The organism is Sphingobacterium ginsenosidimutans, assembly GCF_039536865.1.
Classification (GTDB): domain Bacteria; phylum Bacteroidota; class Bacteroidia; order Sphingobacteriales; family Sphingobacteriaceae; genus Sphingobacterium; species Sphingobacterium detergens.
Genome location: NZ_BAAAZK010000002.1, coordinates 1,560,056 through 1,573,916, shown reverse-complemented (window position 1 = coordinate 1,573,916; position 13,861 = coordinate 1,560,056). Strand labels below are relative to the sequence as shown.

Below are 13,861 nucleotides of genomic sequence, written 5' to 3'. Positions count from 1 at the left end.
CTTAAAATCTCTGACTTTCCGGTACCTCCCGAATACCGGTTCTATTTTAAATTTGGCTTGAATTGATAATTTATTGAAATTAGACAAACAATAATCCTCATTTTTGATAGCTATATTAACTATGAACATTATGCGAGAAATGCAGTTTAAATTTTTTTTTTACTCACCGAGTAGCGGATATTTTTAATGACAATATCGATATTCATATTATACTGAGTAATGACGATGTATATGTTGCTACTTTGTTTACGTTAAAAAACATTGACATATGGATGCGGCGTGATGCGGCTTCCTATTTTTGGGCTTCCGATATGATTATCCTGCCGGATTTATCCCATTTGACTATCCGTAAAGCTATTCAAAACGCATTGGATGACGGGTATTTTGAAAAAACCTGCTCAAAAATAGGCGCAGTTAAAACCGTGTTTGATTATGAAGGATGGCAATCCTATTCCGAGGTTGATAAAATTTCTATTTACGAATGATCTTAGCTAATTGTGTTGCTGGGATTTGCTAATCGTTCATTGGTCGAGCCAATGAACGATATTAAGCAGAAACTGTGCATTTTGGAAAGCAGAAGGATGATTCATTCCTCTTTTTTCACTTTTAATGCCATAGAGTTGGGCAGAAAAAGGAGCGCCATCTCCGAATATCACAATTCTTCCCTTCCCAAATCGAAGGTATGCACCATTTGCAAATCCTTTGCCCGGCAATCGGGGAATATCGTCCGGTATAGGCCTTTTTATCAGATTAGCATCAGTAGGTAAATAAATCTCATATTCATCGTCCAACAAAGAAATAATCTGTGCGGTTGCTGGGACTTTAAATCCGGTGCCGCCCCAGCACATGATACTGTCTATTTCTGTACTTGATCCAGCTGTGATTTCATTGGGCAAAAGCGTTTTTCTATCTCTTGAAAAAATTTCGGGCCGCCCATCTTTGCGTAGTGCAAAACCATTCATAACATGAATGCCGAATACCGCGGCAAGAGCCTGTACCGATCCGCCACAGGGCATGTGATCTGTGACCAAAAATAAGTTCCCGCCGTCAAATACCCATTGACGGAGAATTTCTATTTCCTTATCAGTAAAAGCCGAACGGGCAGGCAAGCTCCATTTTTCTGGATCATATAGCGCATTTACACTGATAAATATTTTTGCTTCTTTTAAACTATCCAAATTAATTTTTTCTTTGGCACTGCGAAGCCTATATCCGTCCGCTTGCAGAAGAGTTGAAAATGCGGCATAAGCTCCTCTCAAAGTAACTGGATTGTTGTGTGCCTCGTCAAATAGGAGCAGTGGTCCATCACCGATCCGATGGTGCGGATCGGTAATGGGATAATGAAACTGTTCGTCAGCTACCTGCTGCGCCTTTAGTTGCACTATACTCAGCAGAATAAAGTATAAGCAGACAATCATTCTTTTCATACTATTTTTTTACTGAGATTATTAATCAGCCTTCAACCAAAGATCTTTTTCAAAACAGGTCATCTGCTCCACTTTTCCATTGGCAACAGAAAATGTCAAAGGAAAGGTACCATCTTCGTTGAGGAAGAAAAGTTCAGAGCGTGGGGTGAAAGAAATCGTTGTGTTGTCCCACAATTGTTTAAGGATCAGGCCCTGTACTGAAGGTTCTATGGTAATTTTAAGATTGTTGTCGTTGGCCATTAGGTAAGTTCCGGCAAGCTGTTTCAGTTGAGATGCGGTTAGACTTGCAATTTTATTGGGGTCAAAAGGTACACGCTCACATACAATTCTGCCCAGGATCTTGGCTTGGCTAAAATCTCCAGCGCTATTTTTTAAGAACTCTATCGCATAGCCTTCGTTTTTGGATTCAAAATGCGTATCATCTTTACGGACGAGCTGATAACTTTTTTTCTGATCCCATAGCTGTGTTGCATGCAGCTTATTATCTTGCTCGTCGAAAGCAATGAAAGCTACTTTGTTGGGGAGTTGGTAGTAGCCCTGAAATGATTTCAGCGGAGTCTGATTTTGCTGGAGGGAAGCACTTGGGGAGGTGGTCTGCGCAAGTGTATCATACGAGGCTAAAAGGCAACATGCTCCCACTAGTAGACCGAAGGTTGCTCTAGAAATTTGGCTTATCGCTTTCGAGCGAATACTTGGTTTAATTTGTTGTATCATAATTTTTTGTGTTGATATGATACAAGAATAGGTCTTTTTGGTAGGTTAACCGTCCGAATGGATGCAATCGAACAAACTTCACTTTCCTCCTTAAGTTGATTGTTTACCATAGACTTTCATATATTCTGTCGGCGTAATACCAGTTGCTTTTTTGAAACTGCTGTAAAAAGTTGTTCTTGAATTGAAACCTGCACTTATCGCTACCCCAAACATATCAAGTCGCTTGGCCTCTTCGGATAATAATAGTCTTTTCGCTTCCTCCGTGCGTAATTCGTTGATAAACTGGTAAAAATTTTTCTCCAAGCCATTGTTTATGATATAAGAAAGATCATGCGGATTGATGCCGATATGGTCTGCGAGGGATGAGAGGGTTAGGCCGGGATCCAGATATAACTTCTCAGCTGTTGTTTTCTGTACGATTTTTTCTTTTAATGTGTCTACCTGTTGTTCTGTCAACCGCTCGTCGGTTTTAATTTTCTTTGGTTGATCACTTTCATCAATCAGATTATTGGTAGATTCAACAGCATATATTGACCGCTGTGTTAAAGTTGCGTACCCAAGTGCCAATGAGCCCATAAAATATAGGATTGGTGCAAAGGAGTTAAATATAAAATGAACCAACGCCAGCAAACGGACAAGGATCATAAATAATAGTGCGATCAATAGATATTTCAACCAGATCATGTTGATCTTTTCCATATAGGAAGACAGCTGGCGAATGTTTTTTTGATGTATTTTGAAGAGTCTGTAACAGGCAATCCAATAAAAGATACATTGTGCAAAGAATAAATATTTAACGGCAAATATGATCCACTGCGGTAATTTAGGCGGATGGATATAACTATTAAAAAGTCCCGGTATCAGGTAAATAGCAGAAAAAAGCAGAAAAGCCAGGAAAGGCACAAAATGTAATCCCCAATACCGAATCGGCGTCGTTGGTTTGACCATGTGATGAACAGCAAGATAAAAGCAGGGGAGGGTGGCCCAGCGGGGTAGTTCAAGAACATGGATCAAAGCTCCGTTGTCGATATGAAAACCTTCGAGAAAGAGTTGGGTAAATAAGCATGCCAATAGACAATAGTATGCACCCAGCCAGCGGTCTGCCTGAAGACCCGTTCTGTTGACACCCATAAAGATTAATGTCCCGAGCAACCAAAGTGCACCAGCTGAAAAAGCGTGAAAAGTATAGAGTATGTTGACCATGGTTTATATTAACCTATCTTTGTACTGTGAATTTAAACATAATTGGCCAAATGAGTTACATCATCCAGATCGGCACACCGATCCAGCCATTTATAGACAGCAGCGCAACCAAGTAGCATAAAAAGAAATTACAGCATGCTAAGAGCAGACGCAACCATCTCGGGGTTAATTGAAACCAACGCTTATAGAGGAGCAAACTACTGACGAGAACAAATATTGCAAATAAGAGCATGCCCAGAAAAATAGAAAAACTTGTTGCATTACAAGACGTAAACAATTCCTTGTGACTGGCGTCTGTCAATCCCATGAGCCGATAGGCTGTAATAAAACAACAGGTTCCTACTGTTGGCAATAAAGGAATTCCGAGGTCCATCAGCTTCATTTTTCCAAAGAGTGTAAGCACTATTCCCACCAGACTAAAAATCATATAAATCGAAATGGCACTAATTCCTAGATAGATGGGGGTTTTCTGTATGAGTATGGAAGCCCGAGGAACTTTTCGATAGAAACTATTGCCATAACCCTGAAAGAAAGGTTGGCCCATGGAATCTTTGGCTATTACAAAGGAAGGAATAATATCCTCTTTTGCGCGGAATAAGCCATTGCCGATGTGGATCAGTGAATCCACCTGTCCGTTTTCTTTTTTGACGAGAAGCCGATCCCTGCTGATCCCTCTTAATTCAATACCGCCAAAGATCCGCCTATAGAATTCCCAACGGTCATTTTTGGGATTCATAAATTGGTAGTAGCCTAATAGCGGTCTTATTTTTTGTTCATCTATCGGTAAGCTGGTCAATTTCGGCGGGGATATATTTTTAGTTAGAAAGTCTTCGATTGCTTGCGAGATCGGCCACATATTGACTACACTGTTCGCTGCTATGGCATAAGCTATACCAGCTTCGCGATTAAAAAATAGCCAGGATACAAAACCTTCCCCTTTGCCGTTATGGCCTCGCAGGCTAACCTTTTTATTATTCGGAAATAGATCATTTCCCAGTGCATAGCCAGTCTGTAATCCCGCCTGGCTGGCAAGGGTACTGTGAATAGTCTCCATTTCCTTTAAATAGGTATTATTTGGTAGTGTGCTGTTGGCACTGCCATTGAGCAGATAAAGCATAAATTTGGCCATATCATGGGCATTTGATACCAATGCGCTGCTAGCTCCGTTGCTGCCTGGCTGATAGAACGGCATAGGCCTGAATTCACCATCTTGAAAATCATAACCTGTGGCGAAGTTAGGCCTACGCATTCCATTGCGGTCAAATAAGCTATTACTCATATTTAGTGGTAAAAAAATATGCTGTTCTAAATATTTATCCCAAGGCATGTCCGTCACTTTTTCGATGATATAACCGAGTACATTATAACCGGGGTTGGAGTAGGACATCATCGTCCCTGGCTTCCAGCGGACGGTCAGCGAATTGCTTACGGCCTTGATCGCTTCGATACCAAGTGGGGGCTTTTCACCAATATTTACCATATTGTTGAGCTGTACATCATCAAATCCAGCGGTGTGTTCCAAAAGGTGAATCAGCCTCACCGGATTTGTATCTTCCCAACGATTGTTAAAAGGAATTTCAGGCGCTATATCGCGAATGCGATCGCTGAGTTTAAGCCTTCCTTTGGCGACTAGCTGCTGGATCCCCATTGCCACGAAAAATTTTGTAACAGAGGCAAAGTGAAATTGGGTGAGCTGATCTACAGGACGACGTTTCTGAAGGTCAGCATAGCCCAGTCCGCCAACGTATAGCATGCTATCTTTTTTGACAATCGAGACCATCAGACCCGCAATATTTTCCTTTCGTATAATAGTATCAAGCTGTTTATGCAGCTTGGCTATGATGTTGGATTTTGTATTGAAAGAGGTCTGTCCTGCTGAGGTAAAATAGCTTGCTGCAACGAGTGCTATGATAAAGAATGTTTTTAAATTGAACATAAGCTTTTTCTTTTTTGCAAATTAGCAATGATCTTTGCTGAATCAGTCCGTCTCCATCCAGACGGATTGATGAATTGCGTAAATGATCACAAAAGCCATAAAATCCCCGACTTTTCGGTATCTCCCTGTTACCGCTTACATACCCCTTCTTTCCCTCAAATAGTGGTTCCAGCCCACCTACTTTTGCTATACACATTTAAAGAAATAAAATATGGCAAATCAGATTTTAATTAAAAACACGATGCAGGAGATGAAGGATCTCTCTGCTAATGAGGTTGCAGGATTACAAGGAACATATCCAGTCTATTCGGGAGTTAAACTACTGGGCTATTACAAAGAAGGAGATACTCCAGAGCCGATTATGTATTACCTCTCTTCAACTGATCCTGGACCAGAGGATGGTGGCAGCGTAATTGCAACTGGAGGAATTAAACTAATTCATAATTTCGTCGGTAACGTGAATGTGCTATATTTTGGCGCTAAAGGTGTAGAGACAGGCGGACAGCCGCCATATCCCGATGATTATCCCTATTTACAGAATGCGTTAAACTACTGTGCAGGCAAGGGAAAATGTATCAGCCTTCCGGGGCGCAAATTTTATAGTTCAAAAACACTCAGTATACCACATGATAGCCTAGGAGGGGGCATTGTCAGCGAACAAGGGAGTAATTCCTATGTTAAATCCTGTATCGAATTGATGGCAAGCTCTACGGACCTATATACCATAAGAAACTACTCACAGGGAACCACATTTAAAGATGTGGCCATAAGGGGGCGATCGGTTAACATCGCAAGTTCTGTAGCCGTATTGTTCAAAAGAGTCGATGAATACCCAAACTCCGGCGATCCATGGAAAGATGATCTGGAAAATAACATTGATGCGGTGATCGAAGGCTGTGACTTCGGCAATGCCGAGACCCATCTAGAATTTTGGGGACGTCAGGTCACCATTAAGCACAATACTTTTAGCGGTGGTCATAATGCTATGCTATTTAAACAGTTCAATACCTTGGGGAAATATGGTGGCAGTGCCAGAGGGTATCGGATATGGAACAATTTCTTCCATTCATTCGATAGTGGCAATGCCAATCGGGAAAATTTTGCATTGATCAATAATAAAACCACAGATGGCTATGGATTTGATATCGTTGGTAACTTTAGCGACAGTTTTAACACATTCTTTATGGGTAATCTCGTCAATAGTCTTGTGACCGGTAATCTTGACTACACACTTTTAGGTTATTTTATTAAATCTGGCAATATCATTAATAGCAATATTACGTCTAATAATGCCGATCACGCACAGCGCTATTCAGATACCGGAACCAACCCACCTTACAATTCCAAAGGAGCAGTACATGCCGACAGGATAGATATAACAATCATCAGTAACAACAATTTCACGACTAGTTCAGGATCTTCCATCTTGTCTGAGGGAGTAACAAATTCCAAGATACAGGGCAATAACTTTAATCGGTGGGGAGTAGCGACTGTGGCGCCAGTTGCCTGTATTGTATTAGACTCAAGTGCGAATACCGGATCTAAAAGTTATGGCAATGAAATCGATGGAAATACGTTTTATAACTCACTGAAAGTTGGCGGATATTTATTAGAATCAGGAACATTCGATATCAATAATTTCTGGGAAAATGGCAATCGTATTCGATTAGAGTCTCAGGCGAACTTGACAGCTTTGTTAATTATTAGAGTTGAATCTGAATTGCAAGATATTGAGTGAATGTGTTAATAGACCACTCGATGCTGGAGCGGTCTATCAAATATTCGCGTCAAATTAAGTACGGTGCGATTAAATTTTATTGAAAAAGATCATCAAGACTTATCTGATATTTTTCTAGCAATTGTAAAAAACGAGATTCATCTTTAACTTTTTGATATACTTCTTTAGCAGTGTTTAGTTGGCTAACGTTCGTGTTTTTAGAAAGAGCTACATTTAGATTAAGGTAAAAGTCGTCTTTTTTTCCAGATTCTAGATTAATTTCAGCAAGTGTTGCAAATAAGAATCCTTGGTCTGGATCGATTTCTATGGCTTTATAAATATCAGAATAGGCTTCGTCAAATCTTTTTTGCTTGCGCAGTAGGTTGGCTCTTCCATTTAAAAGTTCAAAAGCAGTTGGAAACAGGTCAATTCCTTCTGAGTATTTTTCTTCCGCATCACTTGTTTTTCCTAATTTTTCAAGAGCCATTCCTTGTAGACATAATAGCCAATCAAATGGAAAGCTTACTTGATTCAAATATTCCAAAGAAGTAGTATAATCACCAAGTGAATAATGTAAATTACCAAGTTGAAAGAATATTAGCGGATCATTCGGCTTTATTTTTAAAGCTTCTTTGTAGTCTTGTAGTGCTTCATCAAATTTATTTGTTGAATGAAGTAAATATCCTCTTCTCATAAAATACTCGTGTCTTGAAGGATCCAAATTGATTGCTTCGTTTAAGTATTCTAGTTGGAGCAGTGTATCTTTCTCCATTAAGGCTTTATTGAAAAAATTCTCAGCTTTTTTAACAGCTTCGAATTTTAGATCCGTTTTTTCATCCAGATTATCTTCCGTAAGTTTCTCGAATAATTTCAAATAATCATAGGTAATAGTATTGGTGCCACTTGAAGATCCAATCTTTACTATTTCCTTACGATGGACCTGTTTGTCAGTATGGATTATAGATATTTCTTTTATCTTTCCGTTACTAACTCCAATTAATTCCTTTTCCCATCGTTTTATTATACTGTACTCATAGGCCTTATCTTCCGCTTCTTTAGGAAAGGGAAGTCTAGTTAATATGAAATGAATTTTAGGGTTATGATTTAAAAGTTCATTTTTTGGGGATGTAAGACTCGTTATTATTTTCTTTGTTCCAAATAAATTTTCTGTATTATTTACAGCTAATAGCACGATTTCATCTGCAAATATCTTCAACGTTATACCAGAAATATCTGTTATCCCTGTTCTCGAATCGATGAGCAAGTAGTCCGGTGCAAAATCTTTTTCAATTTTGGCTTTAAGGTCTAAGAAAAAGCGAATACCATGAGAGTTTCTAGAATAAAACAACTGTGACCATTTCATTGTTGCTAGCTTTCTCCAATATTCATCATTTTCAAAGTTTCCAGCAGAAAGAAAATCTATGTTATTGTCGTTGATATTTTTTGCTTTCAATTTACATGTATAAGTTGCTAAATTCTCAGGTAATATATTTTCATTAGCAAAGCTGTGAATATAATCTACAAGCCCTTTATTAGAATCGTTGCTATTTAAACTATAGTCTTCATCAAATTTAAATTGTAAACCGGGGGCCTCAAGGTCAAAATCAATGACAAATACCTTCTTTTTAAGTTGGGAAAGTTTGATCGCAATATTGCTTAATGCTAGAGATCTTCCAACTCCACCTTTGTAGGAATAAAAAGTTATTGTTTTCATATTATTTATAAAACAAGAGAACCTCTCTCTTTGATGATCTGTTCCGCTTTTTCGATGTCGTCTTCATTAATATTAGTTGGAATCTCAAATCTTGGTCCGCTTCCAATAGTAACGGTTTTTTCGAAATTTACACATACATTTAGAATTTTTGCAATTTCTATTAATCTATCGAACGAGATACTTTGGTAATCATTCGCTTCATAGCGTTGGATTTGCTGGGCTTGTATCCCTAAACGTTTTGCAAGCGCCGTTTGTGACATGTGTTGTACGATTCTAGCTTTGATTAGAAGCTGAGGTAGTTCATCAAGAGACTTAGCTTCAAGAATATTGAAATTACTGTTTTTTAAAGCTTCATATTCTTCTAATTCTTCTTGTAGAATTGAGATCATTCCGTCAAAAGAGTTAAGTGAATATTGTTTTTCAATATCGCTTAGTTCTTGATTTTCAGACGTTTTTCTTCTAAGTAAAGAAAGTTCTTGAATCCTTTCCCTGGTTAGATTTTCTTGAGTTGTATTCTTAATCATAACAATTCAATAATTACGATTCCTTTTGATTCATTTGTATGTTTATCTTTTTGAAAGAAATCTTTGAACATTATACCCGATCCACCTTCCATTTGATTTGCAGGAAATACATCTGCACAAAACTCATCTTTGATAAACTTGCGATCTAGCTCAAAGATTGGAGAACAGATAGCTTTTAACTTTGTTAATTGAGCAATTTTCGGCCCAATATCATCGTGCATGTGCCAACAAACGTCTATATCTCCCGGATAAGGCTTTTTTGTTACAAAACTTCCATCTGCATATAAATGGCTACAACCAATCTCTCTAAAAACAGTCATTAGTTTTCGAAAGCCATTATATATCTGTTGTCTTTTGTCATTGTATACAAATATTTTTTCAAACTCTTCAATTGTTAATTTATGCTCCCCAGGCACTAGTAATCCTGTTTCTTCATTAAATACGATATTCATAAATGGTTAAAATGACTATTACAATATTACAACAATTTTGTTGTAAAAATGTTTATGTAAAATAATTTTTTATATTTTTATCAACGATATTGTATAATATATTCTAGAGCCGGCTTAATCCACAACATCTTTTATACTTCAACCCACTTTTACATGGGCAGGGATCATTGCGACTTATTGATAATGCCGGATTAAGTTTTATAGCTTTCCCCCTGGCGTGTTCGAAAAAATCTTTACAAGCCTTCTCCATTTCATGGTCAAAAGACCATGGTTCATCTAGGTATATTAAGAAGTCAACTAGATTTCTACTTTTGGCGAAACTTCCTAGACCCAACCAAGAATCACATTTTTGTTGATATTTTTTTGCATTAGAATATATATTAACCTTGTCGTCTAGATTGTTTAAATCAATGTTTCTGAAAACCTGATAACTAAAACCAAACTCTGGAGCAGTTGTTGTAGCAATACTCTTATCTGAATTTTCTTTAATAGAATCTCTTTTTATCTTAATCATATGGTCAACAAGGTCCTTTCTGGTTTCTCCTGACCAATCTAAAAGGTTGAAAATAATATCTACAGTATTTGAATGATTACTCCCTTTTATTATTTTGGCAAGGTGATCAAATTTTGGGTCTTTCCATCTATTAAGAATAGGATCATTTTTATCTGAAAGAAGGTGTGATAAGCCTGTTTTAAATGGATAATAATTTCGATCTATAATTGCGCCAAAATCTGTATCAATGATTCCTCCACTATACTCATCATTCTTCCATAGTTTATATTTTAAATGATATCCGAGAAACGCAAGCTCTTCATCTGCAAAAAAATAATCCATCAACGCTATTCTTTGGCGAACATAATAAAGAAAATCATATGGGTCGGGAAGATAATGTACTAATAACTCTAAGTCAAATACCGATACAACGAGTGGAAAGGGTGCTTCTTTTTCTTTAGAAAGAAGTGTTCTAACTTGATGAACTAAAGAGGGATGATTTTCAGTTGTCAATCCCATAATATACACTTCATTTATCTCTTTCTTTAAATGAATTTCATTACCCTCTTTATCAGTGAATTTTGCACCTTTCCCTAATATGCATTCTCTTGAAACAAGACCTTGATCATAGGCATCTTGGACAGCCCCCTTGAAATCCTTTTTTAACTGTTCAAAGACCCCTCTTTTGGCATTCATTGTAATCTTTTTAGATTTGACTTGAACGCAAATGGCTTTGTTGCCTAATACGCATAGTACATCAATATCTGTGTCGGGTTCTCCTTTCTTGGTCGTGACTAGAACAGATTTAAATGTATTTTCTTCACCAAAAACTTTGGAAAGTAATTCAAAAGAAATTTCCTCTCCAACATTTCCTCGATGTTCTGCGATCTTATTAATGTAATCTTTATCATCATACATCCAATAAAATGGAGATTCATAAACAGCTTCGGCAACAAGAAAATTAATAGGGACAAAATAACTACTAAAATCAATTTTTATAAACGGTCGAGAGTTTAATACATTGAAATAACCAGGACCATTATAATCTTTGTTTACATCATTTGAGGGACTAAAAGAAAAGTTGGCAATAAAGTTCGAGAAGTTATCATTTTTATCAAAATCTTCACTGCTTACTATAAAAAGGTCAAGTAGATTTTTATAAAAGAAATCCCAGTCTTCCTTATCAGCCTCATTTTTCTTAAGGTTATTTCTGAATAAGTTACGGTATTGGTAAAAACTGGCCCACACATATTGTTGTCTTATTATTTCTTCAATTTCTTTCTGAGAATGGTGTTTTTTTAGTTTTTTTGATTCTTTCTCTGCTATTTGAGAAAATGTTTCCTTTAGATCAAACAGACTTACTTTTTTTGATTTTTTGTGCAAAATATTCCTTACTTCTCTTACTAATGTTAAGGACTCTTCTAGATCAAAATTTTTATTTTTTAAAAGCCATCCTTTATCGTATTTGTACTTTTTTTCTAAGTACTCAAGATATTGGAAGTCATATATACCATCGCCTGCGTAAAACATTGGTTCTACCATACCACCATTTTTAACGAAAATCTCAGATTTGTCATTAAAAAGATTCGAAATATCTTCGCCTTTATCATGTTTTTCAAAAAGTTCTTTAAGATTATCTGGCTGTGAGGGGGTTAGAGACAAGTGTAGTTGATGCATAACTTCATAAGTCCTTTCTTTCATCTCAATAACTTTCTCAGGGGAATCCGGAGTTGTGAAATCTATTTCATTTTGAACTAAGAAGCCGATTATCAGTGAACACTCTTTAACACTAAGCTTTTCTCTATAATTTACTAAGTGTATTTTATCCAGGTCATGGTGAAAGTCCTCAAAAAGTATCATGCATAATGCATAGATATATCCTTTACTACTAATTAGCTCCTTAAGATTTTCTAATACTTGTTCTTTTGTCGAGGAATTGGTCATAATTTTGCAGGTAAATATTTAGTATATGGCTCACTGATTCTTTAAATTAGTACAAAAATAAGAAACCAACAAATTAATATTATATGGGTTCCCGTAATATGAAGTGTTTTTCTCAAGTAAATAACACTTCTTGTATTGAAAGTAAAATTCGTAAATTTACCCTATGAACCAACTATCCCATCTACCACAACACAAACAGAGCGAACTAGCTGAAATTGTTAAGGTCATTTGTGAGGTGGCTGATCCGGCTAAGGTAATTTTGTTTGGGAGTCACGCCACTGGTAAGTGGGTAGAGGATGAGTATGTCGATAAAGGAACGACCTATACCTATATTAGCGATTACGATATTTTGGTGGTTCTATCTGACAAGGAAAAAGGTGAAGAACTTGAGATTGCTAGTAAAATTGATAACCGTACAGGAAAGTTTAAGAACGAGGTTAGTGCAATTGTACATTCGATTTCCTATATCAATAATGGTTTAGAAAGAGGACAATACTTCTTTAGCGATATTGTCAAAGAGGGGATAACCCTCTATGATAGCGGAGAATATTCTTTTGTCGAAAGTAGACCTCTGACTAATGAACAGCTAAAGGAGCTTGCTATTGAAGACTTTAATAAATGGGTTAAAAGTGGTTCAAGGTTTCTAGAAGCTACTAAACTTCTGTATGATGATTTTTCTAGAAGGAATTTGCCTTTGAACGAAGTAATTTTTAATCTTAACCAATCAGCGGAAAGATTCTACAGTGGCGTTTTATTAGTATACACTGGGTATAAACCTAAAACCCACCGTATTAAAGCTTATCGTAAATATGCTAAACATGTCTCTGAAGATCTTTATCGAGTCTTTAGATATCCACGCACGGACAGTGAGGAAAATAGATTGTTTAAAATATTAAACGACGCTTATATCGATGCCCGTTATAAGGACGATTATTTTATTGCACCCAATGATCTAAAAAAATTGATTAGTAAAGTTGATAAATTAGAAGAAATAGTCATTAGGCTCTGTGAGCAGCGTATTGTACAACTTTAAGATTTAAGCCTTTCGATCCCTTCTTAGTGGTAAATGTTTGGGAATTTTGATCTCGAAATCAAATACCTCCCTTGGTTGAATTTCTAACGCTTTACATACTGCGATAAAGCCACTTATTGACATATTGTTACTTCCGCGTACGATTCTATAAACTTGGCTATAACTAAATCCAGTGCGATCTTGGATATCCTCAAGGGTAATTTCTTTTTTATTTGAAATAGCCCAAAGTCTTTCTCTGATAATTTCTAAATTTTCCTTGTCTATGTACTGTTCAGCCATAAACAAATAGACCTTTAAAATAATAAATTTATTATACCAAATTTGGAATAATTATATTATTTTTCTTATATTTGCATATTCATTCATTGGTAACAGCGTGAGAAACTGAAAACCAAGACGAATGAACATTATAAGCTTAAAAGAATACAGAAAATATTTAGATAGGGCCTCCCTTATTTATTTAAGGATATGGTCGCGTAGTTTCTCACGCTCAACCATTGAGCAAGGGAGGTTCCTTTTCTATCTATCATATATCACAAGGACATTTTTTAAGGATCCATTGATTCTAAAAAAATGCCCTCCAGAATAGCTTTTATAGGTTGAGAATTACTTTGGGAATATGCTATATATCAGTCCCAAAGACTCATCCATATATCGGCTTCCGATTTTTACTAGTGTGCGTAGCGACCATTATGTTATTGACC

The 13,861-nt window shown here is 36.7% G+C and carries 12 protein-coding genes; 3 read left to right on the top strand and 9 right to left on the bottom strand.

Going from position 1 to position 13,861, the window contains the following annotated elements:
• The first annotated feature begins 272 nt into the window (after positions 1 to 272).
• Positions 273 to 485 (top strand): hypothetical protein, encoded by a 213-nt coding sequence (locus ABFX33_RS06480; protein ID WP_346085000.1) that lies wholly within the window; start codon positions 273 to 275, stop codon positions 483 to 485.
• A 36-nt stretch (positions 486 to 521) separates the two neighbouring features.
• Here ABFX33_RS06480 and ABFX33_RS06475 read toward each other — a convergent pair whose 3' ends face one another.
• From ABFX33_RS06475 to ABFX33_RS06460, 4 genes are all read right to left on the bottom strand, one after another.
• On the bottom strand, positions 522 to 1,427 hold the full coding sequence (locus ABFX33_RS06475; protein ID WP_346084999.1) for a hypothetical protein: 906 nt from the start codon (positions 1,425 to 1,427) through the stop codon (positions 522 to 524).
• A 21-nt stretch (positions 1,428 to 1,448) separates the two neighbouring features.
• Positions 1,449 to 2,141, bottom strand: coding sequence for a hypothetical protein (locus ABFX33_RS06470; protein ID WP_346084997.1), 693 nt, complete (start codon positions 2,139 to 2,141; stop codon positions 1,449 to 1,451).
• 90 nt (positions 2,142 to 2,231) lie between these two features.
• Positions 2,232 to 3,344 carry an AraC family transcriptional regulator gene (locus ABFX33_RS06465; protein ID WP_346084996.1) on the bottom strand — a complete coding sequence of 371 codons (1,113 nt, stop codon included), beginning with the start codon at positions 3,342 to 3,344 and terminating at the stop codon, positions 2,232 to 2,234.
• 55 nt (positions 3,345 to 3,399) lie between these two features.
• Positions 3,400 to 5,280, bottom strand: a complete 1,881-nt coding sequence (locus ABFX33_RS06460) for a serine hydrolase domain-containing protein (RefSeq protein WP_346084994.1) — start codon at positions 5,278 to 5,280, stop codon at positions 3,400 to 3,402.
• Between the two features lie 211 nt (positions 5,281 to 5,491).
• Between ABFX33_RS06460 and ABFX33_RS06455 the strand changes: the two genes are divergently transcribed.
• Complete coding sequence (locus ABFX33_RS06455) at positions 5,492 to 7,018, top strand: hypothetical protein (RefSeq protein WP_346084992.1); 1,527 nt, start codon at positions 5,492 to 5,494, stop codon at positions 7,016 to 7,018.
• Between the two features lie 76 nt (positions 7,019 to 7,094).
• On the opposite strand, the gene ABFX33_RS06450 is transcribed toward ABFX33_RS06455, so the two are convergent.
• The 4 genes from ABFX33_RS06450 to ABFX33_RS06435 all read right to left on the bottom strand — a co-directional run bounded on the left by ABFX33_RS06450 (position 7,095) and on the right by ABFX33_RS06435 (position 12,124).
• Positions 7,095 to 8,711 carry a KGGVGR-motif variant AAA ATPase gene (locus ABFX33_RS06450; RefSeq protein WP_346084990.1) on the bottom strand — a complete coding sequence of 539 codons (1,617 nt, stop codon included), beginning with the start codon at positions 8,709 to 8,711 and terminating at the stop codon, positions 7,095 to 7,097.
• 5 nt (positions 8,712 to 8,716) lie between these two features.
• Positions 8,717 to 9,235, bottom strand: a complete 519-nt coding sequence (locus ABFX33_RS06445) for a helix-turn-helix domain-containing protein (protein ID WP_346084988.1) — start codon at positions 9,233 to 9,235, stop codon at positions 8,717 to 8,719.
• Positions 9,232 to 9,687 (bottom strand): DUF6932 family protein, encoded by a 456-nt coding sequence (locus tag ABFX33_RS06440; RefSeq protein WP_346084986.1) that lies wholly within the window; start codon positions 9,685 to 9,687, stop codon positions 9,232 to 9,234. Before ABFX33_RS06440 ends, ABFX33_RS06445 begins: the two co-directional genes overlap by 4 nt.
• A gap of 103 nt (positions 9,688 to 9,790) precedes the next feature.
• Positions 9,791 to 12,124, bottom strand: coding sequence for a YecA family protein (locus tag ABFX33_RS06435; RefSeq protein WP_346084984.1), 2,334 nt, complete (start codon positions 12,122 to 12,124; stop codon positions 9,791 to 9,793).
• A gap of 163 nt (positions 12,125 to 12,287) precedes the next feature.
• Here ABFX33_RS06435 and ABFX33_RS06430 point away from each other — a divergent pair, with 163 nt between their 5' ends.
• The gene (locus ABFX33_RS06430) at positions 12,288 to 13,157 is read left to right on the top strand and encodes a HEPN domain-containing protein (RefSeq protein WP_346084982.1); all 870 of its coding nucleotides are present in this window, start codon (positions 12,288 to 12,290) and stop codon (positions 13,155 to 13,157) included.
• A gap of 3 nt (positions 13,158 to 13,160) precedes the next feature.
• Here the strand turns inward: ABFX33_RS06430 and ABFX33_RS06425 are convergent, their stop codons facing one another.
• The gene (locus ABFX33_RS06425) at positions 13,161 to 13,436 is read right to left on the bottom strand and encodes a helix-turn-helix domain-containing protein (protein ID WP_346084980.1); all 276 of its coding nucleotides are present in this window, start codon (positions 13,434 to 13,436) and stop codon (positions 13,161 to 13,163) included.
• Positions 13,437 to 13,861: the final 425 nt, after the last annotated feature.

What these genes read in the sequence shown, in the direction of transcription:
- ABFX33_RS06480 (WP_346085000.1), top strand. Translation starts at nt 273, where the DNA reads ATGCGGCGTGATGCGGCTTCCTATTTTTGGGCTTCCGATATGATTATC.
- ABFX33_RS06475 (WP_346084999.1), bottom strand. Translation starts at nt 1,427, where the DNA reads ATGAAAAGAATGATTGTCTGCTTATACTTTATTCTGCTGAGTATAGTG.
- ABFX33_RS06470 (WP_346084997.1), bottom strand. Translation starts at nt 2,141, where the DNA reads ATGATACAACAAATTAAACCAAGTATTCGCTCGAAAGCGATAAGCCAA.
- ABFX33_RS06465 (WP_346084996.1), bottom strand. Translation starts at nt 3,344, where the DNA reads ATGGTCAACATACTCTATACTTTTCACGCTTTTTCAGCTGGTGCACTT.
- ABFX33_RS06460 (WP_346084994.1), bottom strand. Translation starts at nt 5,280, where the DNA reads ATGTTCAATTTAAAAACATTCTTTATCATAGCACTCGTTGCAGCAAGC.
- ABFX33_RS06455 (WP_346084992.1), top strand. Translation starts at nt 5,492, where the DNA reads ATGGCAAATCAGATTTTAATTAAAAACACGATGCAGGAGATGAAGGAT.
- ABFX33_RS06450 (WP_346084990.1), bottom strand. Translation starts at nt 8,711, where the DNA reads ATGAAAACAATAACTTTTTATTCCTACAAAGGTGGAGTTGGAAGATCT.
- ABFX33_RS06445 (WP_346084988.1), bottom strand. Translation starts at nt 9,235, where the DNA reads ATGATTAAGAATACAACTCAAGAAAATCTAACCAGGGAAAGGATTCAA.
- ABFX33_RS06440 (WP_346084986.1), bottom strand. Translation starts at nt 9,687, where the DNA reads ATGAATATCGTATTTAATGAAGAAACAGGATTACTAGTGCCTGGGGAG.
- ABFX33_RS06435 (WP_346084984.1), bottom strand. Translation starts at nt 12,124, where the DNA reads ATGACCAATTCCTCGACAAAAGAACAAGTATTAGAAAATCTTAAGGAG.
- ABFX33_RS06430 (WP_346084982.1), top strand. Translation starts at nt 12,288, where the DNA reads ATGAACCAACTATCCCATCTACCACAACACAAACAGAGCGAACTAGCT.
- ABFX33_RS06425 (WP_346084980.1), bottom strand. Translation starts at nt 13,436, where the DNA reads ATGGCTGAACAGTACATAGACAAGGAAAATTTAGAAATTATCAGAGAA.